The organism is Pseudomonas sp. CGJS7, assembly GCF_036961695.1.
The window spans coordinates 60,429-79,070 of record NZ_JBAMDI010000004.1; the positions used below are offsets into that span (position 1 = coordinate 60,429).

The 18,642-nt window shown below is 60.8% G+C and carries 25 protein-coding genes; 9 read left to right on the forward strand and 16 right to left on the reverse strand.

Annotated features, from left to right (window positions below; translation table 11 throughout):
- Positions 1-9: 9 nt before the first annotated feature.
- On the reverse strand, positions 10-990 hold the full coding sequence (locus tag V7787_RS04290) for a quinone oxidoreductase family protein (RefSeq protein WP_019438486.1): 981 nt from the start codon (positions 988-990) through the stop codon (positions 10-12).
- A gap of 227 nt (positions 991-1,217) precedes the next feature.
- On the opposite strand from V7787_RS04290, the gene V7787_RS04295 reads away from it, so the two are divergent.
- The gene (locus V7787_RS04295; RefSeq protein WP_020191128.1) at positions 1,218-1,424 is read left to right on the forward strand and encodes a hypothetical protein; all 207 of its coding nucleotides are present in this window, start codon (positions 1,218-1,220) and stop codon (positions 1,422-1,424) included.
- 42 nt (positions 1,425-1,466) lie between these two features.
- Here the strand turns inward: V7787_RS04295 and V7787_RS04300 are convergent, their stop codons facing one another.
- On the reverse strand, positions 1,467-1,826 hold the full coding sequence (locus tag V7787_RS04300) for a hypothetical protein (protein WP_064490594.1): 360 nt from the start codon (positions 1,824-1,826) through the stop codon (positions 1,467-1,469).
- 169 nt (positions 1,827-1,995) lie between these two features.
- On the opposite strand from V7787_RS04300, the gene V7787_RS04305 reads away from it, so the two are divergent.
- Positions 1,996-2,196: a hypothetical protein gene (locus tag V7787_RS04305; RefSeq protein WP_020191126.1), complete on the forward strand. Its 201-nt coding sequence runs from the start codon at positions 1,996-1,998 to the stop codon at positions 2,194-2,196.
- Between the two features lie 225 nt (positions 2,197-2,421).
- On the opposite strand, the gene V7787_RS04310 is transcribed toward V7787_RS04305, so the two are convergent.
- The 3 genes from V7787_RS04310 to V7787_RS04320 form a co-directional block, all read right to left on the reverse strand.
- Positions 2,422-2,730 carry a hypothetical protein gene (locus V7787_RS04310; RefSeq protein WP_064490595.1) on the reverse strand — a complete coding sequence of 103 codons (309 nt, stop codon included), beginning with the start codon at positions 2,728-2,730 and terminating at the stop codon, positions 2,422-2,424.
- Between the two features lie 200 nt (positions 2,731-2,930).
- Positions 2,931-3,299: a hypothetical protein gene (locus V7787_RS04315; RefSeq protein WP_010953909.1), complete on the reverse strand. Its 369-nt coding sequence runs from the start codon at positions 3,297-3,299 to the stop codon at positions 2,931-2,933.
- A gap of 403 nt (positions 3,300-3,702) precedes the next feature.
- On the reverse strand, positions 3,703-3,990 hold the full coding sequence (locus V7787_RS04320) for a hypothetical protein (RefSeq protein ID WP_012052457.1): 288 nt from the start codon (positions 3,988-3,990) through the stop codon (positions 3,703-3,705).
- A gap of 216 nt (positions 3,991-4,206) precedes the next feature.
- On the opposite strand from V7787_RS04320, the gene V7787_RS04325 reads away from it, so the two are divergent.
- The 3 genes from V7787_RS04325 (at position 4,207) to V7787_RS04335 (ending at position 6,075) form a co-directional block, all read left to right on the forward strand.
- Entirely contained in the window at positions 4,207-4,734 is a 528-nt protein-coding gene (locus tag V7787_RS04325) for a DUF3455 domain-containing protein (RefSeq protein WP_064490596.1), read from the forward strand.
- 103 nt (positions 4,735-4,837) lie between these two features.
- Positions 4,838-5,386 carry a sigma-70 family RNA polymerase sigma factor gene (locus V7787_RS04330; RefSeq protein WP_064490597.1) on the forward strand — a complete coding sequence of 183 codons (549 nt, stop codon included), beginning with the start codon at positions 4,838-4,840 and terminating at the stop codon, positions 5,384-5,386.
- Positions 5,383-6,075, forward strand: a complete 693-nt coding sequence (locus tag V7787_RS04335; RefSeq protein ID WP_064490598.1) for an anti-sigma factor — start codon at positions 5,383-5,385, stop codon at positions 6,073-6,075. Before V7787_RS04330 ends, V7787_RS04335 begins: the two co-directional genes overlap by 4 nt.
- Before the next feature lie 51 nt (positions 6,076-6,126).
- Here V7787_RS04335 and V7787_RS04340 read toward each other — a convergent pair whose 3' ends face one another.
- The 7 genes from V7787_RS04340 to V7787_RS04370 all read right to left on the reverse strand — a co-directional run bounded on the left by V7787_RS04340 (position 6,127) and on the right by V7787_RS04370 (position 10,984).
- Positions 6,127-6,384: a hypothetical protein gene (locus tag V7787_RS04340; protein ID WP_014591103.1), complete on the reverse strand. Its 258-nt coding sequence runs from the start codon at positions 6,382-6,384 to the stop codon at positions 6,127-6,129.
- Between the two features lie 241 nt (positions 6,385-6,625).
- On the reverse strand, positions 6,626-7,063 hold the full coding sequence (gene aroQ / locus V7787_RS04345) for a type II 3-dehydroquinate dehydratase (RefSeq protein ID WP_010953903.1): 438 nt from the start codon (positions 7,061-7,063) through the stop codon (positions 6,626-6,628).
- A gap of 4 nt (positions 7,064-7,067) precedes the next feature.
- Complete coding sequence (aroE, locus tag V7787_RS04350; protein WP_064490599.1) at positions 7,068-7,886, reverse strand: shikimate dehydrogenase; 819 nt, start codon at positions 7,884-7,886, stop codon at positions 7,068-7,070.
- Positions 7,883-9,115: a CaiB/BaiF CoA transferase family protein gene (locus V7787_RS04355; protein ID WP_064490600.1), complete on the reverse strand. Its 1,233-nt coding sequence runs from the start codon at positions 9,113-9,115 to the stop codon at positions 7,883-7,885. The genes aroE and V7787_RS04355 overlap by 4 nt, the downstream gene beginning before the upstream one ends.
- Positions 9,112-9,567, reverse strand: a complete 456-nt coding sequence (locus tag V7787_RS04360) for a MaoC family dehydratase (RefSeq protein ID WP_060537967.1) — start codon at positions 9,565-9,567, stop codon at positions 9,112-9,114. Before V7787_RS04360 ends, V7787_RS04355 begins: the two co-directional genes overlap by 4 nt.
- Complete coding sequence (locus V7787_RS04365; RefSeq protein WP_010953899.1) at positions 9,564-9,962, reverse strand: VOC family protein; 399 nt, start codon at positions 9,960-9,962, stop codon at positions 9,564-9,566. The genes V7787_RS04360 and V7787_RS04365 overlap by 4 nt, the downstream gene beginning before the upstream one ends.
- Entirely contained in the window at positions 9,959-10,984 is a 1,026-nt protein-coding gene (locus V7787_RS04370) for a ketopantoate reductase family protein (RefSeq protein ID WP_336085947.1), read from the reverse strand. The genes V7787_RS04365 and V7787_RS04370 overlap by 4 nt, the downstream gene beginning before the upstream one ends.
- Positions 10,985-11,077: 93 nt before the next feature.
- Here V7787_RS04370 and V7787_RS04375 point away from each other — a divergent pair, with 93 nt between their 5' ends.
- Together V7787_RS04375 and V7787_RS04380 are read left to right on the forward strand one after the other, a co-directional pair.
- Entirely contained in the window at positions 11,078-11,977 is a 900-nt protein-coding gene (locus V7787_RS04375; protein ID WP_064490601.1) for a LysR family transcriptional regulator, read from the forward strand.
- A gap of 230 nt (positions 11,978-12,207) precedes the next feature.
- Positions 12,208-12,666 (forward strand): hypothetical protein, encoded by a 459-nt coding sequence (locus tag V7787_RS04380; protein ID WP_336085949.1) that lies wholly within the window; start codon positions 12,208-12,210, stop codon positions 12,664-12,666.
- 62 nt (positions 12,667-12,728) lie between these two features.
- Here V7787_RS04380 and V7787_RS04385 read toward each other — a convergent pair whose 3' ends face one another.
- Positions 12,729-13,271 (reverse strand): AAA family ATPase, encoded by a 543-nt coding sequence (locus V7787_RS04385; protein ID WP_020190221.1) that lies wholly within the window; start codon positions 13,269-13,271, stop codon positions 12,729-12,731.
- A gap of 167 nt (positions 13,272-13,438) precedes the next feature.
- Positions 13,439-14,695: an NADH:flavin oxidoreductase/NADH oxidase family protein gene (locus tag V7787_RS04390; protein WP_064490603.1), complete on the reverse strand. Its 1,257-nt coding sequence runs from the start codon at positions 14,693-14,695 to the stop codon at positions 13,439-13,441.
- Positions 14,696-14,995: 300 nt separating this feature from the next.
- On the opposite strand from V7787_RS04390, the gene V7787_RS04395 reads away from it, so the two are divergent.
- Together V7787_RS04395 and V7787_RS04400 are read left to right on the forward strand one after the other, a co-directional pair.
- Positions 14,996-15,799 (forward strand): type 1 glutamine amidotransferase domain-containing protein, encoded by an 804-nt coding sequence (locus tag V7787_RS04395; RefSeq protein WP_064490604.1) that lies wholly within the window; start codon positions 14,996-14,998, stop codon positions 15,797-15,799.
- Between the two features lie 114 nt (positions 15,800-15,913).
- Entirely contained in the window at positions 15,914-16,840 is a 927-nt protein-coding gene (locus V7787_RS04400) for an acetoacetate decarboxylase family protein (protein ID WP_104887885.1), read from the forward strand.
- A 15-nt stretch (positions 16,841-16,855) separates the two neighbouring features.
- On the opposite strand, the gene V7787_RS04405 is transcribed toward V7787_RS04400, so the two are convergent.
- Together V7787_RS04405 and V7787_RS04410 are read right to left on the reverse strand one after the other, a co-directional pair.
- Positions 16,856-17,335 (reverse strand): MerR family transcriptional regulator, encoded by a 480-nt coding sequence (locus V7787_RS04405; RefSeq protein WP_104887557.1) that lies wholly within the window; start codon positions 17,333-17,335, stop codon positions 16,856-16,858.
- Between the two features lie 199 nt (positions 17,336-17,534).
- On the reverse strand, positions 17,535-18,602 hold the full coding sequence (locus tag V7787_RS04410) for an alkene reductase (protein WP_336085955.1): 1,068 nt from the start codon (positions 18,600-18,602) through the stop codon (positions 17,535-17,537).
- Positions 18,603-18,642 lie beyond the last annotated feature (40 nt).

Below are 18,642 nucleotides of genomic sequence, written 5' to 3' on the forward strand. Positions count from 1 at the left end.
TTGCCCTCTTCAGATGACGAAGATCGACGAGCCCGTGGTTTTGCGGGCTTCCAGGTCACGGTGGGCCTGTACCGCGTCCTGCAGGGCGTAGTGCTGATTGATTTCGATACGAATGCGCCCGCTGCTGACGTGGTCGAACAATTCGCCGGCCAGGTCAGCCTTTTCTGCCGGATCGGCGATGAAGTCGGCCAGTGCCGGGCGGGTAAGCTGCAACGAGCCCTTGATGGCCAGCAACTGCGGGTCGAACGGCGGGATGCTGCCCGACGCCGTGCCGACGCAAACCATCAGCCCACGACGCTTGAGCGAATCGAGCGAGCCGGTGAAGGTGGTCTTGCCGACACTGTCGAACACGACGTTCACCCCTACTCCGTCGGTCAGTTCGCGTACGCGGCTGGCGACGTCTTCGACGCTGTAGTTGATGATGTGGTTGCAGCCATGGGCGCGGGCCACCTCGGCCTTGGCCTCGGTGGAGACCGTGCCGATCACGTTCAGCCCAAGCAGCCGCGCCCACTGCGCGACAATCAGGCCCACCCCGCCAGCAGCCGCATGCAGCAGCACGCTGTCACCGGGTTTGAAGTCATACAGCCGGCGTAACAGGTAGGCCGAGGTCAGGCCACGCATGGTCATGGCGGCAGCAGTCTCGAAGGCAATGGTTTCCGGCAGCTTGATCAGCGCCGCTGCGGGGATCAGGCGCTCGGTGCAATAGGCACCCAGGGTATTGAGGAAACCGGTATAGGTGACCCGGTCACCGACCACCACCTGGGTCACGCCTTCGCCCACCGCCTCCACCACCCCGGCAGCTTCCACGCCGATGCCATTGGGCAGCGTGATCGGGTAAGTGCCGTTGCGAAAGTAGGTGTCAGCATAGTTCAGGCCCACCGCCACCTGGCGCAAACGTACCTGCCCAGGGCCGGGCTCGCCAACCTCGGCGTCCTCGTAGCGCAAAACCTCGGGGCCACCGGTCTGATGGAAACGTACCACTTTGGACATGCTTGTCTCTCCAATCATCGATCTGGACGTCAGGCGTCAGTGCTGGTGATTGGACTGTATGCCCTTGGCTTGCGGGGTGCTTCGCATCGGACGACAGCGGGTTTTCATTTGATGACAGCACGTGTCGACCCACCGGCGTTCGGACCAGCGCCTTTATTCATGAGGCTGCTTGATGGTTACCTCTTGCGAGACTAATACTTAAATCTCTGCCTGGGGAGGCACGAAAAATGCAACCAAGATTCGTTATCGTTCCCGCTGTGCCGATCGAAAAGGAATCGTTCCGCGTTGGCAGCCGCTACTACGCCGCGACCGTGTGTGGAGGGTTCGACATTTATGACAATCAGGCAAAGGAGCGGCTCAAGCCGAGCTATCCGAGCCGGATGGAGGCGCAGGTGAAGTGCGAGCATTTGAACAAGCGGGATGAGTTGGGGTAACTGCAGGCGATCGGGGCGGCACAACCCGCTCGGGTCACTGATTCAATCCAGGCATTGCCTGGCAGCCTGGCGTAACTTGTCGCCAGACAGAAAGCTGCCCTTGTAGAAGGTCGCACGGCTGCCCTCGCGAGCGTCGACCACGTCAAGCACATCGTCGCTTGCCACGGCGCTTGGCGCCGTCAGCCGGTAGCCGTGGGCTATCGACTTCTGCGTGGCCTGTGGCGCCAGCGCCTGCCATTTTGGCAGGACACAGGCGACGTACTGCTGCGGCGATTTTTTGGTCAGTTGGCTGGCAGTGGGTTTGCCGGGGGTTGCGCAACCGGCGAGGCTGGCAACCAACACAGTAGCGATAAAAATACGAAAGTCAGGCATTTGCAATCGGCCGTTATGGATAGGCTGCATTTTAACGGGGGTGACGCCGCGTTACTAATCAACCAAAGTCTTGCTGCAGGACGGCGCCCAAGCGGGATTCGTGCAGCGCACCTGATATTTCTGCCAGTAGCAAGGTCCCGCTGCAACAGTGAAACTGCCCACGGCACATCACACCACGACTCGGCAGGGGCTTCAGACCATGCAAACCAACGCCAACCACACTCAGTTCTTCTATCAGAATGGCAAACTCGTCACCCTTAAAACCGGTGAACAAGGCCGTAGCATCTTTCGCTCGCCGGACGTACCACTTGCCGAGCGACAATCAGACGACACCGACGCCGGCGGATTGCTGGCAACTGACGACAAGGGTTCGGTGCTGCAGGTACAGCAGAAAAGCTGAAGTCCTCATGATGCTCCGGCCCCATTGCGAACCAAACGCGGGCTCAAGGCTTGGCTCCTCTGTACAACACGATGGCTGCTATATCCAGGGCCAACACACTGCCGACAATCACGAACATGATGTACAGATCTTCAGAGAGCATTGCCGTATCCCCCAGATGCACCGGTTTAAAAAGGGGTAAGCAAATACTGATCCAGTCAGTGCATCAGGAATGCGAGCTGAGACTCAGCTGAACTTCAACTTGACCACTTTGCTCAGCGCCCAGCCACTGAAGACATAGAACGCATCCAGGTAGAAACGCCCTGCATAGTTGGGCAACGGTGATTGATTCAACAGCACATCCGGCTCGGGCGCGGGAGGAAACAGTGCATAAAAGCCGTTGGGCAGAACGGCCAGTACCAGCAATAACAGGTAAGTCGAGGCTTGTAGCAGGGTGGCACGTTTACTGGATCTGGCGGACCACTTCAGCCCGTAGTAGGCAACCAGGCCGGCAACAGGCAAAACCCAGAAATGCGTCGGAATCCCAATGAACATTTCGGCAACTACGCTTCTTGCTTCCACCTGCGACTCTCCATCCAAATACAACGATTATTACGGGCGGGGCCGGCAAATGCAAAGCAACGCTGCTCAGGCCATACCGGCTCCACCCGCCATTCTTGAACGTTGCCGGGCAGGCGATGGGCAGACAAAAAGCCCGCTCTCGACGGCGGGCTATTGGTGTGGGGGTTGGATGATTACGCTTTTGAACACATCAGTGCAGCATCCAGCAACCTGCCATGGTCGTACCAGGCATCACGTTGATAGGCCGTGAAGTGGCGCTCGCTTCCCGTGCCCCGCAACTCTACAAGACCCTCTGCCTTGTCGGGGTCAGTGCTTTCGACGAAAAGCCTGACCGCGTTATCACCCTCGACTTCATAGGTTTTCACATTACCTTGTAGCTCGCCTTTGACGCAGCCCAGATAAGCGGGTGGGCTTTTCACGGTAGTGCCAGCGGTATAATCGTGGCTGTCACGCACATCAGGGTTTTGTGCGCAGCCTGCGACGAACAGCGAGGCTGCCCCGATTACCAGTATTGCACCTGCCAGCGATCTTGAGTTTTTCACGCGACACGCTCCTGCAGCCCCATCGAAAACTGGGAAATGTTGCCAAGCAGCCTGCCCTTTTTTGGTTTTTGTCCTGCCCATGTTACTGCTCAACGACAACAGGGCATCAGGTTTGTTTGCTATATAGGGTTCGGGGCGTTTCCCTCACGCCCTGCCTTGCCCCCGATTACGAGTAAGGCCTGCCCCATAACCGGGGTCAGGGAATGGCATTGAGAAACACATATGTCGCCGCCAGATCCAGTACCAGCACAGCAACCACGCTGAAAATCATGTAATAGCGGTCATCCTGAGTCATTTCTGCGTACTCCGCATGATCAATGTCTCAGGGGTCACAGCAATTCCCGTTCCAGCGCCCTGATGCAGCCCGCTGACACTGCGCCAGCCCAACCGCGCAATCGCGCAGTCAGTCCTTGATCTGGCATACGCCATTGGCTTTGTTCTTACCGGTATACGAGACGTCAGGCGAGCCGTCCGGGTTGATCGACAACGATACCGTTACCCCGCCACCTTTGGCCTCGAAATAGTTGTCATTGAATTTCTTCAGCGTGGCTTCCTTGCCGTTGATGTAAACAGGCCCACCTTTATCGGCATGGACCTCGATATTGCCGGGGCATGTTGCGTTCAACAGCGGAATACCGGCGTGGGCAGCGCCCGATGCGGCAAGCAACAGGCCTAGTAACAAACGCTTCATTTGCAGTGTCCTCGTGGGGTTGTCGGGGTGCGCGCGTTAAAGCAGTCCTGCGATGACGAAGAGGCTCATCGCTCGTTCGAGATGGTAGGCAAGCACATGCAGGGTCATCTCGCTACGCATTTTTTTTCATCCCGTGCATCCAGTACACCCGTTGGCGGGTATTGCTAGTGGGCGGCCTTTGACTGCCCGGCCCAATGACTTTCAGGAGCACTGCAAATGAACTTCAAATACTCCGCCTGCCTGCTTGCCTGCAGCCTCGCCCTTGCGCTGCCGCCCGCCCTCGCCCAGACCGCGCTGCCAGACGCAGTCAAAGTCCCTGATGGCCATCGCGTCCTGCTCGAAACCGTCGGCGTCGGCGAGATCACCTACGAGTGCCGCGACAAGGCCAACACCCCCGGTCAGACCGAATGGACTTTCGTCGGCCCCAAGGCAGTGCTCAATGACCGTACCGGTAAACAGGTGGGCGACTACTTTGGCCCACCCGCTACCTGGCAGGCCAAGGATGGCTCGAAGGTCACCGGCACCCAGCTGGCAGTGGCACCGGCGGACAAAGGCGCCATCCCCTATCAACTGGTCAAGGCCAACCCGGCCGAAGGCAAAGGCGCCATGCAGGGGGTCAGCTATATCCAGCGCCTGGCTACCCGCGGCGGTGTGGCGCCGTCAGTCGACTGCACGGCGCAGAACAAAGGTGCCAGGCAGGTCGTCCAGTACCAGGCTGACTATGTGTTCTGGACAGCCAAGTGACACGCACCTGACCCTACGCCCTGCGAGTGATGATCTACGCTCGATGGCAAGCCCCCCGGCTGGATGGCCGGGGTACTTGCCTTTCACAAGGAAGCCACACACGTTGAACTCGCCGGCCGCCCCCTTCGACTTCCACCGCTGCCTGTTAGCCTGTGCACAGGGTGACCGGCGGGCCCTGCAGGCGCTCTACGATCACGAAGGCGCGCGCCTGCTGGGCGTTGCCCGGCGTATCGCACGTGATGACGCCACCGCAGAAGACATCGTCCACGATGCGATCATCCGCATCTGGACCCGCGCAGCCAGCTACGACCCGGCGCGCGGCTCGGCTCGAGGCTGGATCTACAGCATTACCCGCCACCTGGCGCTGAACTCGATACGCGATACCCGCCGTGAAACTGTACTGACCGATGCCGACACCGAAACTGCGTCAACATTGCGCGGGAGGGTTGATGACCTTGACCTCTGGTCCGGCTCAGCAAAGATTTACCGCTGCCTTGAACAACTGCAGCCCGCACCGCAACGCTGCATCCTGCACGCCTACGTGGACGGCTGCAGCCACGCCGAGATAGCCGGTTTATTGGGTGCGCCACTGGGCACTGTCAAGGCCTGGATCAAACGCAGCCTCAAAGCGCTACGGGAGTGTCTGGAATGAAGCCCGATTCTGCCGAAGAACTGGACAGCCTCGCCGGGGAATACGTGCTGGGGACCTTGTCGCCGGAGCAATATGCCGCAACGGCCGAACGCCTGCGTACCGACCCCGAGCTTCGCGCCGCCGTGGATGCCTGGGAGGCCCGGCTGCTGGAGCTGACCGCGCTGTCTACCCCGCAGCCCCCTAGCCCCCGCCTGTGGCGCCGCATCCAGCGCAGCCTCGATGAGCTACCCGCACCGCGCACGCAGGCTCGCTGGTGGCAACGCCTCGGCCTGTGGCAAGGGCTCAGCGCCGCAGGGCTGGCGGCAAGCCTGCTGCTGGCGTTTACCTTGCTGACCACGCCCCCCTCAACCACGGAATACCTGGTGGTGCTGGTGGCGCCGAACAGCCAGGCCCCCGGCTGGGTGGTGCAGGCCAGCGACAGCCACATGATCGAACTGCTGCCGCTGGGTAAGGACAAGGTCCCCGACGGCATGGCCCTGCAGCTCTGGACCAAGGCCGAGCAATGGCGTGCTCCGGTTTCGCTTGGCCTGGTCAAACCGGGCGAACCCTATCGAGTTCCGCTGGAAAGTTTGCCACCCCTGGAGGCCAATCAACTGTTCGAGCTGACGCTGGAGAAAGCCGGTGGCTCGCCGACCGGTCTGCCGACAGGGCCGGTGAAGTTCATTGGTCGCGCGGTGAAAGTGATATGACACGACAGGGCCGCAGAACGCGACTGCGGCCTTCGCAAGCTGGACCTATGGTCAGGCGCGGATCACCTCAAGGCGATCCCGCCCAGCCTCTGTGATGGCGTTCTCTCCTTCATCGCTGATGCGATAACGTCCTGACACCATTTTGGTAATTGAGAACCGGACCAGCCCGCTTTGGGACAAGGCTTGGCCTGCTTCGAAGCTCATTGCCTGCTCCAGGTCGAAGATCTTGATTTCTCCGATTTTGTAGCGTGCAAACGCGACCAAGGCGTTATCCAGTTCTTGTTGACTGATCGTTGTAGCGACGTCCATTCGACCTCCCAGGTCATGAGAGCCCCGGTCCGTGGGGTTGGAGGCAACGAACCGGGTGGCTTGTTGAAGGCGGACCGTACTATGCAGTCACGGAAGTCGCTACTGGCTTTCCATCCATGCTGGATGGGTAGGCAGCACGACACCCGCCACACCTACGGTCACTTCAGGCGCCGTCGCCGCATGCCCCGCGCCACCTGCTTCGCGGGTAGACGCGCTCGGAGATCCGCCCCCTGCGCCCTGCTCAGACCATGCTCATCGCCGCGCGCAGCGCCAGCAGGTAGGTTTCGACACCAAACCCGCAGATCTGCCCGCGCACCACCTCGGCAAATACCGAGTGATGGCGGAATGGCTCCCTGGCATGAATGTTGGACATGTGCACTTCAACCACCGGCACTTCGATAATGGCCAACGCATCACGAATGCCGTAGCTGTAATGGGTCCAGGCACCGGCATTGATCAGCACGGCATCCACCCGGTCCTCATAGGCCTGATGGATGCGCTCGCACATGGCGCCCTCGAAGTTGCTCTGGAAGCTCTCGACCTGCGCCCCCAGCTCCTCGCCCAGGGCCTGCAACGCCTGGTCGATGTCGGCCAGGGTCGCTGTGCCGTACTGGCGCGGGTCGCGCTTGCCGAACATGTTGTGGTTGATGCCATGCAGCATCAGTACATTGGCGACCATCGACCTACTCCAGGGGAATCGTCAGCTGATCGATCACCGCACGTGTGTCGGGCCGCACCCCGCGCCACCAGGCGAACGCCTCGGCGGCCTGCTCCACCAGCATGCCGACGCCATCGGCCAGGCGCGCCTGGCCCTGCTCGCGAGCCAGGCGCAGGAAAGGCGTGAGGCCTTTGCCATAGGCCAGCTCGTAGGCCAGGGCCGCCTCACCCAGCACATCAGCCGGCAGTGGCGGCAAGTCCGCGGTCAGGCTCGCCGAGGTGGCGTTGACCACGATGTCGAACGATTGCCCTTCCAGCGCTTCGTAGCGGCTGATGCGCAGACGCGGGTGATCGAGCTCGTTACGCAGCGCCAGCGCCTTGGCCATGTCCCGGTTGGCGATCACCAGCTCGCGAGGCCCCGCCTGCAGGAACGGCAGCAATGCCCCGCGCACCGCGCCGCCAGCGCCCAGCAGCAGCACACGGCGGTTGCGCAGCGGCTCGCCAAGGTTCTCCTCGATGTCCCGCAGCAAACCGATGCCATCGAAGTTCTCGGCGACGATGCGGCCATCCTCGAACTTCAGCGCATTGGCCGCCCGTGCCAATTGCGCCCGCTCACTGCGCCGGTCGGCCAGCTCGAAGGCACGCAGCTTGAACGGGGCGGTGATGTTCATGCCCTTCCCGCCTTCGCTACGAAACTGCAGTACCTGGGCTTCGAAGTCGTCCAGCGAGCCTTCGATAGCTCCGTATTCCAGCTGCTGGTTGCTGGCCTGGGCGAACAGGCCATGAATCAGCGGGGACTTGGTGTGGTTGATCGGTCGGCCGATCACTGCGTAGCGGTCGCTCATCGTGCATCTCCGTGGGTAAACAACACGCCATCCGCCTGCAAGGCAGTGATTTCTTCAGGGCTGAAGCCAAGCCCGGCGGCCACTTCGGCGTTATGCTGGCCAAGGTCCGGGGCTACTTGGTGAATCGTGGTATCGCAGTCGGAAAAGCGGAACGGCAGGTTGGCCAGGCGCAGCGTGCCGTAGCGTGGGTGCTGCTGCTCGATGACCATGTTGCGTGCCTGGATCTGCGGGTCGGCCAGCACTTCGTCGATGCGTTGGACCTTGGCACTGGGGATGTCGATGGCATCGAGCAACGCGAGGATCTCGGCCACCCGACGCGCGCCGACCCAGTCGCGGACCACCGCCAGGATCGCCTCGCGGTGGGCGTTGCGGCCGTTGAGGCTGTGGTAGCGGCGGTCGCTGCCGAACCCGGGCGGGCCGCCGTTGGCTTCGAGCATGACCGCGAAGCGCTGCCAGGCATCATCGACCTGGGCGGCGATCACCAGGTCGCCGTCGGTGGCGCGGAACACGCCGTACAGGGTCGAGGTGGGCATGTCGTGGCCGGTCTGCTGGGGCAACACAGTGCCACCGGACAGCGTGTAACACTGCACCGCGTATTCGTGCATCGACACCAGAGTGTCGTACAGCGCCATGTCGATGTGCTGGCCACGGCCACTGCTCACCCGACCGAGCAGCGCGGCATTGATCGCCGCCACCGCGTGGATGCCGGTGTACATGTCGCCCAGGGAAATACGCAGCAGCGGCGGTGCCTCGCCCGGCACGCCAACCATCTGCATGATCCCGCTCTTGGCCTCGGCGATCAGGCCGAAGCCGGCGCGGTGGGCGTCCGGCCCGGTATGGCCGTAGGCGGAAATCGAGCAGTACACCAGGCGCGGGTTGCGCGCCGACAGCTCGGCGTAGCCCAGGCCCAGCTTGTCCAGGGCGCCGGGGCGGTAGTTCTCGATGAACACGTCGGCCGAATCGGTCAGGCGCTGCATGAACGCCTTGCCGCGCGGGTCCTTCATGTTGACGCTGACGCCCTGCTTGCCCATGTTCAGCTGCAGGAAATAGCCGCTCTGCTGGTCGTCCAGGGTGAACGCATGCTGGCGGCCAGCGTCGCCGCTACCCGGCCGCTCGACCTTGATCACCTCTGCGCCGAGCGCCGCCAGGCAACGGCCGACATAGGGGCCGGCGAGGAAGTGGCTGTAGTCAATGACGCGGATACCCGCCAATGGCAATGCCTGGTTCATGCTGCTGCCCTCCGCGGCACCATCAACCGGTGCTCGCCACGTTGCACGACTTCACCGTGCTGGTTGATCAGCTCCGAAGGCAGCACCACGATGCCCCAGCCAGGTCGGCTGTTGCTCGGACGCATCGCCCCCACCCGCATACGTACGTGGAGCACGTCGTTGACCTTGATCGGCAGCACGAAGTCCCAGGTCCAGCCCAGCGACATACCCGGCACGAAGCGGTACTCGCACTGGGTCTTCAGGCCATCGGCGATCGACAGCCCGAACAGGCCGTGGGCGACCAGGCAGCCAAAGTGGCTGGCGTTGGCGTAGGCCTCATCGACATGCACCGGGGTGTGGTCGCCGGTGAGGTCGGCGTAGGCCAGGATGCGTTCGCGGGTCACGGTGTAGGTCGGGCTGATGCACTCATCGCCTTCGCGGGCATCGTCCCAGTACTTTTCAATCACGCTCATGCCTGCACCTCCGCGCGCGGGTCGATGGCCAGTGCCTGGGCTACGCATTTGGCCGGCAGCGCCTGGATGAACTCCACCGCCAGGCCATCAGGCAGGCGCAGCCAGTTGCGGCCCTGGGGCATCTCACTGACGCCAAAGCGTTGGGCGGCGGCCAGCGCCGCTTCCAGGTCTTCGCACATGATGCCCAGGTGCGCCAGGCGCCCTTCCGGGCCAGCGAAGTCCGGCTGGTGAATGAACTGCAGGCCGCCGAGTGTCCAGTACTGCGCCGGTTGCTCGACGTCACCCTGCACTTCACGCATGGTCATGCCGCACACCTCGCTGAAAAAGCGGATATGCCACTGAATGTCCTGCACCCAGAACGCCACGTGTTCGAGGTAGGCTTTTGGCTGGCTCATGGGGTTTCTCCCTTCTGGTGATCGGCCATGGCGCGCTCGATACCCTTGATGCAGGCCACCAGGGTCGCGTTGACCGGCGTGGCCACGCCATGGCGCTGGCCCCAGCGCACGACGGAGCCGTTGATGAAGTCGATTTCGGTGATCGAGTTTTTTTCCAGGCTCTGCAGCATCGAGGTGCGGAAGCTCGCCGGCAGGCCTTCGGCGGCCAGTGACCAGGCAGCCTCGGGGCTGGTCAGGCTCAAGCGGATGCCGGCGCGCTCGGCCACGGCGATGGCCTCGGCCACGGCGGCCTTGGCGGTGCTTTCCAGCAGCGGCTCGCTGTACAGCTGGCCGTAGCTGAGCCTGGTGATGCCGCTCAACGCACCGGTGGCGACGTTGACCAGCAGCTTGTCCCACATGGTGCCGAGGATGTTGTCGCTGACCGTGGTGGCCAGCCCGGCATTGTTGAACGCTTCGGCGATGGCCTGCACGCGGGGCGTCAGCTGGCCGTCGAGCTCGCCGATGAAAGTCTGTTTGCCGGCCACACCGGCGCGGATCGAGCCCGGTGCGAGGAGCACGCCGCCGACATAGGTCTTGCCAGCCAGCACCCGCTCGCGACCCACCACTTCGGCCAGGATGTCCTCGTGGCCGAGCCCGTTCTGCAGCGACAGCACCAGCGTCTGTGGGCCTATCAGCGCGAGGGCACCGGCGATGGCCTCGGCAGTGTGAAACGACTTCACCAGCACCAGCACCAGCGTCTGTGGGCCTATCAGCGCGAGGGCACCGGCGATGGCCTCGGCAGTGTGAAACGACTTCACCAGCACCACCACCAAATCGGTCACGCCAACGTCTTCGGCTTCGATGGCCGCGTTGACCGGTATATAGCGCTCGCCCCGTTCGTCCTGCACCCGCAGCCCATGCTGGTTCATCGCCTCGACATGCGCGCGGCCACGGTTCAGCAGCCAGGTTTCATGCCCTGCCTCGCTCAGGGCCGCGCCGATGGCGCAACCCAGTGCACCGGCGCCCAGAATGCAGATTTTCACGTCGCAGACCTCCTGTGATTTGCGATCACCTTATGCAGCGGGGTTTATTTGCGCTATACAATGGCCTCAATACGGCTATTGAGAATTTCAATAATGACTGCCCTGGAGGCCCTGCCCGAACCCAAGCTGCTGCAGCTGTTCGACGTGCTGTACCAATGCCGCAACGTGACCCGTGCCGCCGAACAGCTGGGGCAGAGCCAGCCGACCATCAGCATCTGGCTGGCGCGCCTGCGCGAGCAGTTGAACGACCCGCTGTTCGTGCGCACGCCGGGCGGCATGGCCCCTACCCCGCGCGCCGATCAGCTGATAGGGCCGTGCCGCGAGGTGCTGGAATCGCTGCGCCGGCTGACCGCCTGGGAGCCGCAGTTCATCGCCGCCACAGCGCAGCGGCGTTTTCGCCTGTGTGTCAGCGATGCCAGCCACATCACCTTGCTGCCCAGCATCCTCAACCATCTGCGCAGCCATGCGCCGGGCATCCGCCTGGAGGCGGCGCGGATCGACGGCAATACCGAGAGCGCGCTGGAATCGGGCGAAGCGGACCTGGCCATCGGCTTCGTGCCCTGGCTGGGCGGGGGGATGTATCAGCAGGTGCTGTTCGAGCAGGACTGGGTGTGCCTGAGCAACCCGCAGCATCCGCGCCTGGGCGATGGCATGAGCCTGGAGCGGTATCGGGCCGAGGGGCATGTGCAGATCAGTTTCGGCACCGGGCAGAAGCTGCTGGAAGCAGGATTGGCGCGGGCCGGGATCGAACGGCGGATCATGCTCGAGCTGCCAGCGTTTCTCGGGTTGGGGAAGATAATCGGGACTACCGACCTACTGGGCACCTTGCCGCGGCATATCGGGCAGACACTGGCCGATATGCATGGGCTACAGGTGCATGACTGCCCGTTCGAAGTGGAGGGATTCACGGTCAAACAGCATTGGCATGCCCGCTATCATCAGGACAATGGAAATCGATGGTTGAGGGAGGTCGTTCGCGGATTGTTTCAGTGAGCCAGCCAAGCATGACCCCGTTTCGACTTGGATAGCTGATGTGATTCAGGCCATCCGCCATGGCCGCAAGCCCATCTTCGGGAGGGACAGAGATCAGTCACGGATCCCGGATAAATCCGCTTCTGCAACCGCGCGCGCAACTGCCGATCGGGCAGAGCAGTTGTCTTGCGACTAGCTTTACCTCGGACACTGAAATCTCCGTTCAAAGCTCAACCAGGTAAAGGTTCGTTATGACTAGAATAATCGAGCTGACGATCACCGACGGTTACCTCAATCCGTTTGCCTCGCCGGAAAACCCCAAGTTAAGCCCCGAACTGGCGGACTATCTGTCAGATAGCGCCTGGTACCACCCCGAACTGTGCCTGCACATCCGTTGCCCGGAAGACGAGCGAGAACGCCTGCAGCAAGCGATCAAAAATACCTTTGCGCAAAAGAGGGAACAACTCGGAGGGGATATTCGCACCCAACGGCTGGTGGCGCTGACAGTCTTGGGCTTGGCGCTAGCCTTGGTGCTGGCAGGCACAGCGCTGGGCATTGAAGGCACCATCCCGGTGGGCGTTGTTACTGTCACCGCGTGGATGCTGCTTTGGCGTAGCGCAGAGATATTTTTTCTGGATATCCGCAGCATTAAACGGCAGCAGCGTAAGTACCAACGCATTGCCAGCGCATCAAAGCAGTTTGTGCCTTAGTTCTGGCGGGCTGGAAATCCGACTTTTCAACTCCTATGTCTTCGCAACCACCGGCGATTCAGTCAATGACCTTGCACGACCTGATCCGGCTGCGTGCCCATACTCGCGAGAAAAACATCGGTATCCCGATTGGTCCGCAGGCAGACCACGCGACAGCCCGACGGGGCCGTCGCCACGAATCGCTTCATCGCCTCCCGAGACGAGGTTTTCGTCCGCCACATGAACCTGAAAAACTCCGGCAGGTTGGCCAGCAGTTCCGGGCAGTTTTCCGGCAAGTCAGGCCGGGATCGACCGCGGTTCAACATTGTTCTGCGGAGCACGCGCCAGAATCGGAGCGGCGCCGAGCGATCAATCCATATCAACATGTCAGCGCGGGCCAGCCGGTTGTTCCATGTGGTCGAATGCCCGCCTTCGAAGATCCAGCGCTCACGGGCCTCGATCTCATGACAAAGACGCGTCTTCTCGTCGCGGCTCCGCTCGACCCACCCTGGCTGCCAATGAATCGTGTCGATATGCACGACCGGCAAGCCTGTGCGCTCGCCAAGCTTGCGCGCCAGGGTACTTTTCCCAGACCCTGGCTGACCAATGATCATCACCCGTTGCATTGAAGCTCCCTCTCGCCATGCCTGCTGAATTTCGGGCGCGCGATTTTACGGCAATGGGCGACGCGGTCAAGGCACGGGCAACAGCGTCGCGGCATTGGGTGATGAACTCGCCTAGGACATCTTCATGAACCAGGGCGTAGTCTGGTGCAACGCAGGTCTGGCCAGCGTCATCTTGCGTCTTCCAGGCCGTTGTAATGCGCAGACGTTTCAACCCATCTTCGATACTGGCGAGCGCGACAGGCCATGAAGAGCTGTTGCTGGATCAGCGCGCGCAACGGCGAAACGCTCGGATCGGGCTTTTTAGCCCGGCTGAGTTTGCGCAGTTGAAACTTCACTACTGCCATGTTCGCCAAGGATGCGATGGCCTTGTTTTTCCAGGTGATCGGCGGCAATTGAGGGGCGTTGTCCTTGCCCTGCAACCAGTCACGAGGCAAGTGCGGATCGATGGCTAACGCCGTTCCGATACCCACCATGTCCACACCGCTCTGCACGACGCTTTCGGCCACCGGGCGCCGACGTATACCGCCAGTGACCATCACCGGCATTTTGGCAACGGTTTGGAGATCACGGGCGAACTCGACGAAATACGCTTCGCGAGCCAGGGTGCGACCATCGCGCGCGTCACCCTGCATGGCGGGTACTTCGTAGCTGCCTCCCGATAACTCCACCATGTCTACGCCCAGGTCGTTGAGCCACTCAACGACCTTTTTCGCGTCTTCGGTGGTGAACCCTCCGCGCTGGAAATCGGCGGAGTTGAGTTTGACCGCCACTGCAAAATCCACAGAAACCACGGCCCTGACCGCCTTGACGATTTCGAGCAACAGGCGCGCCCGGTTTTCCAGAGAGCCACCCCACTCGTCCGTCCTTTGGTTGGTCAGCGGCGAAAGGAACTGGCTCAACAAATAGCCGTGGGCAGCGTGGATCTCCACACCTGTGAATCCGGCTTGTTCGCCCAGGCGTGCGGTGTTCGCAAAGCGCTGAATAACCTCTTCGATCACGCCGAGTGGCATCGCGTGAGGCGTGGCAAAACGCTTGGACAATTTGCCCAGTTCCAGCGGCACGGCTGACGGTGCCCAGGTTTTTTGCCCAAGATTGGACTGCATCTGCCGCCCTGGGTGGTTAATCTGCAACCAGAACTGCGCACCACCGGATCGACCAATACGCGCCCAGCGCTTGAACTTGTCCAGTTGCTGATCGTCCTGTAATACCACGCCACCCGGCCCGGTCATGGCGCGGCCGTCGACCATCACATTGCCAGTGATAATCAGGCCGGCACCACCGTCGGCCCACGCTTGATAGAGACGCATGAGTGCTTCGGAAGGCGCCTGGTCGGCATCCGCCATGTTCTCTTCCATGGCGGCTTTGGCGATACGGTTCTTGACGGTCGAACCGTTGGGAAGCATCAGGGTGTCGAACACATTCATGGAGCAGTCCTCAACTGGATATGAGGCCACCTTAAGTTTGAAGTCAACTTTAAGGTCAATACCTTTTTCAAGATCAGTCGATTTCCAATACGCCGGCACCTGGCAAGTGCGTCACCCGATGGGCGTCCAACAACCGAGTGGGGAGTGTTCAATCGAAGTCTTGGCCGTACCGGGTGAAAAGCTCGAGCGCGAATCAAACCCAGCGCCAAATGCATCGGACATTATTTGCAGCAAGGGGATTGACCTTAAAGCGAGGTTTAAGGTGAGCATGCACTGGCCTGCTTGAGTGATGGAGCTCGGATGATGCTCAAGACCTTTGTTTCTTATGCGTTGGTACTGATAGGTAGCGCTTTCATGACATTTGCAAATGCTGGCACCGCCGCTTCCACAACGACTGCCAAGAATCGCCAGATTCTGGTGATCATGACCAATCACGCCAGATATCCCTCACGCACCGATTCCACGGGGTTGTGGCTTACTGAGCTGACGCATTTCACCGATGTGGTGGAGGCGGCTGGCTACAGCACAGTTTTTGCCAGTCCCAAAGGCGGTGCGGTGCCACTGGACGAGCGCAGTCTCGGTTGGCTGTACATGGACAAAGCCGCGCGTGAGCATTTGCAGTCCCCGGCCTTTCGCGCCCGCTTGCAGAACACGCTGCCGATCGCCGATATCGATCCGTCCCAGTTCGGCGTCATCTACTTCACCGGGGGCCATGGCGTGATGTGGGACTTCCCCAATAATCCCGACCTGCGACGTGTCGCCGAAACCATCTACAACCAGGGTGGCATCGTCTCGGCCGTCTGCCATGGCGTAGCGGGCCTGCTGGATCTGAAGGATGAAAAGGGCCAGTTGATCATCAAGGGCAAGAACATCACCGGCTTCTCTGATCGCGAAGAACTGTTCTCCGGCATGAAAAGCCAAGTGCCCTTCTTCCTTGAGGACAAGTTGGTGAGTCAGGGGGCTCGGTACCGCAAAGGCTGGCTGCCCTTCACGTCATTTGCCATCACGGATGGAAGGCTTGTCACCGGCCAAAACCCTCAATCACCCAAAGCCGTAGCTGAAGCGGTGATGGCGGTGCTCTCTGGCGACAACGTAGCTCGCTGAACCCTCAAGTTGTTCCCACCCGCGGAGAAAGACCGATTGAAACTTGCAAGCACCGCATTAACAGGATTGCTGTTCAGCTCAATTGCCAACCAAGGGTTGGCGGGGACGCCTGAAATGCTCACGTCGACTGAAACCAACACAATCGAAATCGCAGGCCACCCGGTGCCGGTCGTCAAAGGCGGCCTGTACGACCGTTATCGCTCGAACCCGCCCTTGTCGGTGATTGCAGCAGAGCTGCCGGGTGTTGATTTGAGCTGGTTCAAAGGACTGGAAAAGCACAAGGTCGACATCGGCTTCGAGTCATACTCCCCGAACTTTTACTACCAGAACAGTCGGGTAACGGCTGTCTACACGGCCGACTTGGACGCACTTCGGGCATTGATGCCGCCGGAAGTACTAGCAACCGCATCTCCCCTGCAAGTCTGGCCAGGCCGTGGCTTGGTTGCGTTTACTGCATACACCTATGAGCATTGTGATAACGACGCCTATAACGAAGTGGCGGTGTCGATCATTACCAACACGCCAGGCAAAGCCAATCTGGGTCCGTTCACACTGATTGGCCAGTCGATGTCCGGCGACTTCTGGGGCTATGTGCTCAAGCTGCCGGTCAATACCGAGCTTGCACGGGTGCGTGGTGTCGTCGGTTACAACCTGCCTAAATGGCTGACTGGTATCGACCGCAAAGAAGATGCCCAGTCTGTGGTCTATGACATCACCGACAGCCAGACCGGAAAAGTCGATGTGTCCTTCAAAGCGAAGAAACTCGACAAGCTCTCACGCGAAGTCGATATCGTCACCAGCAGCTTCACCAATCTCGATCATCAGGGCCACTTGGCATACGGTTATGCGGTTTCCCGCCAACTCCGTCACGGCTCGAGCCGCGACGCAGATTCAGCCACCCTCACACTAGGCGACGGCAGTCTGTCGAATTACCTCCGCACCCTGAAGCTTGGGAAAATGATGAAGTACGAATACGTGCCAGAGTTCCAGAGTGCGCTCTATGCACCCAAACCGCTCGCCGGCCTGATTGGCGAGCGTTGAGACCTTTTGCGCCTGTCAGGCCCCGGAAGCCTGGCGGGTGTTTTTTCTTGTGGAAGACGTTACCGCACGCTTGCCGGACGCTTGGCCAACCCCTTCTTCACGCAAACGATTTATCAGCATTTGCGCATTGTCCGCGCACGCCATGCCTTCGGGCTTGCCCTCGATGCCTTCGATGACGAGCAGAAGTTGCGCTTTGTTTTGTGCTAGCCGTTCCTCCAGCGCACTGATTTCCTCAACCTTTTGCTTGAGCCCAGTGAGCAACTCGTCGTGCCGCCAGCCACTGGCGTTCATCGGCATCAGTTGCCGGATCTCCTCAAGAGAAAAACCCGCCGCCTGTGCGCTGGTTATCAGTTGCAGAACCCATTCGGTATCAGCCGCATAGTCCCGGTATCCATTGGCCTTGCGCTCGACGGAGCTGATCAGGCCACTGGCCTCATAGAATCGAATGCGTGACGGAGCCAGTCCACTGATTTTTGCCAGTTCACCTATTCTCATACCTCACCCTGAAAAACCTATTGACCTTAAAGTTGACTTTAAACCTGAAGTCATCGGGCGGCCAAGCACAACGTGTGACTTGGTCGCCACGGAAATTCATGGGGTAAGCGGAGGCCGCTCAGCGCGGACGATTGGGGTCTGGGATGGACACTGCATGGGTAACCGCCCGCCTGGGTCGGGTCTGACAGGACGACAGACCTCAATAATCGGTATATCCCTTTTCTCCGGGTGTATAAAAGGTCGAACTGTCAGGTTCTACCAAGTGCTGTCCCGACGCTAGCTTGGCGACCAGGTCCGGGTTCGAAATGAACGGACGACCGAAAGCCACCAGGTCGCCACGCTGCGCGTCGAGGTCCGCATTGGCGCGGGCGACATCATAGCCACCGGAGAGTATGTACTGGCCGGTGAAAGCGGCGCGGATCGCGGATTTCAATTCGGGGCTGACTTCGGGCGCCCCCATGGCGCTGTGATCGACGATGTGGATACAGAGCAGGCCAAGCGCATTCAATGCCTCAATCAGGCCCAGGTACATTGCGTCCATATCGGCATCCGGTAGTTGGCCGTTGAAAACCCCATACGGCGAGATACGCATGCCAACCCGTTCCGCGCCAATGGCGTCGACCGTTGCCTTGGCAACTTCGACCGCGAAGCGGATGCGGTTTTCTACCGGGCCTCCCCAGCGATCATTGCGCTGGTTGGATGCGGTATTGAGGAATTGGTCAATCAGATAGCCATTGGCTGCATGCAATTCGACGCCATCGAAACCCGCTTGTATCGCCAGTTTGGCCGAAGCTGCGTATTCGCTGATGCTCTGGGCGATGTCCGCCTCGCTCATGGCGTGTGGGACAGGATGCGGCTGCATGCCCTCGCTGTCGGTCCACATCTCGCCGGGAGCGGCAATCGCCGAAGGTGCCAGGACGCGGGCGCCTGCCGGCAGGTTCGCGGGGTGGCTGACCCGCCCGGTGTGCATCAACTGCACAAAAATCCTGCCGCCGGCTTGGTGAACGCCATCGGTCACGCGTCGCCAGTTTTGCACGTGCTCTTCGTTGAACAGGCCAGGGATACGTGGGTAACCCAGGCCATTGGGTGATGGAGAGGTGCCTTCGGTGATGATCAGTCCGGCATCCGCCCGAAGGCGGTAGTACTCTGCCATCAGTTCATTGGGCTGGTTGCCGATCGCGCGGCTGCGGGTCAGCGGCGCCATAACAATGCGGTTCTTCAGTGTGAGGTTGCCGAGCTGCGCAGGGGTGAACAAGCGGTCGTTCATGGAAGTCTCCTGGGTGGCGGATTCGATCATTCGTACACAA

Coding starts and splice junctions, on each gene's coding strand:
- V7787_RS04410 (WP_336085955.1), bottom strand. CDS start 18,602: ATGAACGACCGCTTGTTCACCCCTGCGCAGCTCGGCAACCTCACACTG.
- V7787_RS04400 (WP_104887885.1), top strand. CDS start 15,914: ATGCTCACGTCGACTGAAACCAACACAATCGAAATCGCAGGCCACCCG.
- V7787_RS04360 (WP_060537967.1), bottom strand. CDS start 9,567: ATGAGCGTGATTGAAAAGTACTGGGACGATGCCCGCGAAGGCGATGAG.
- aroE (WP_064490599.1), bottom strand. CDS start 7,886: ATGAGCGACCGCTACGCAGTGATCGGCCGACCGATCAACCACACCAAG.
- V7787_RS04355 (WP_064490600.1), bottom strand. CDS start 9,115: ATGAACCAGGCATTGCCATTGGCGGGTATCCGCGTCATTGACTACAGC.
- V7787_RS04390 (WP_064490603.1), bottom strand. CDS start 14,695: ATGAATGTGTTCGACACCCTGATGCTTCCCAACGGTTCGACCGTCAAG.
- V7787_RS04335 (WP_064490598.1), top strand. CDS start 5,383: ATGAAGCCCGATTCTGCCGAAGAACTGGACAGCCTCGCCGGGGAATAC.
- V7787_RS04310 (WP_064490595.1), bottom strand. CDS start 2,730: ATGTTCATTGGGATTCCGACGCATTTCTGGGTTTTGCCTGTTGCCGGC.
- V7787_RS04380 (WP_336085949.1), top strand. CDS start 12,208: ATGACTAGAATAATCGAGCTGACGATCACCGACGGTTACCTCAATCCG.
- V7787_RS04385 (WP_020190221.1), bottom strand. CDS start 13,271: ATGCAACGGGTGATGATCATTGGTCAGCCAGGGTCTGGGAAAAGTACC.
- V7787_RS04305 (WP_020191126.1), top strand. CDS start 1,996: ATGCAAACCAACGCCAACCACACTCAGTTCTTCTATCAGAATGGCAAA.
- V7787_RS04325 (WP_064490596.1), top strand. CDS start 4,207: ATGAACTTCAAATACTCCGCCTGCCTGCTTGCCTGCAGCCTCGCCCTT.
- V7787_RS04340 (WP_014591103.1), bottom strand. CDS start 6,384: ATGGACGTCGCTACAACGATCAGTCAACAAGAACTGGATAACGCCTTG.
- V7787_RS04365 (WP_010953899.1), bottom strand. CDS start 9,962: ATGAGCCAGCCAAAAGCCTACCTCGAACACGTGGCGTTCTGGGTGCAG.
- V7787_RS04375 (WP_064490601.1), top strand. CDS start 11,078: ATGACTGCCCTGGAGGCCCTGCCCGAACCCAAGCTGCTGCAGCTGTTC.
- V7787_RS04295 (WP_020191128.1), top strand. CDS start 1,218: ATGCAACCAAGATTCGTTATCGTTCCCGCTGTGCCGATCGAAAAGGAA.
- V7787_RS04320 (WP_012052457.1), bottom strand. CDS start 3,990: ATGAAGCGTTTGTTACTAGGCCTGTTGCTTGCCGCATCGGGCGCTGCC.
- V7787_RS04405 (WP_104887557.1), bottom strand. CDS start 17,335: ATGAGAATAGGTGAACTGGCAAAAATCAGTGGACTGGCTCCGTCACGC.
- V7787_RS04300 (WP_064490594.1), bottom strand. CDS start 1,826: ATGCAGCCTATCCATAACGGCCGATTGCAAATGCCTGACTTTCGTATT.
- V7787_RS04290 (WP_019438486.1), bottom strand. CDS start 990: ATGTCCAAAGTGGTACGTTTCCATCAGACCGGTGGCCCCGAGGTTTTG.
- aroQ (WP_010953903.1), bottom strand. CDS start 7,063: ATGGTCGCCAATGTACTGATGCTGCATGGCATCAACCACAACATGTTC.
- V7787_RS04395 (WP_064490604.1), top strand. CDS start 14,996: ATGATGCTCAAGACCTTTGTTTCTTATGCGTTGGTACTGATAGGTAGC.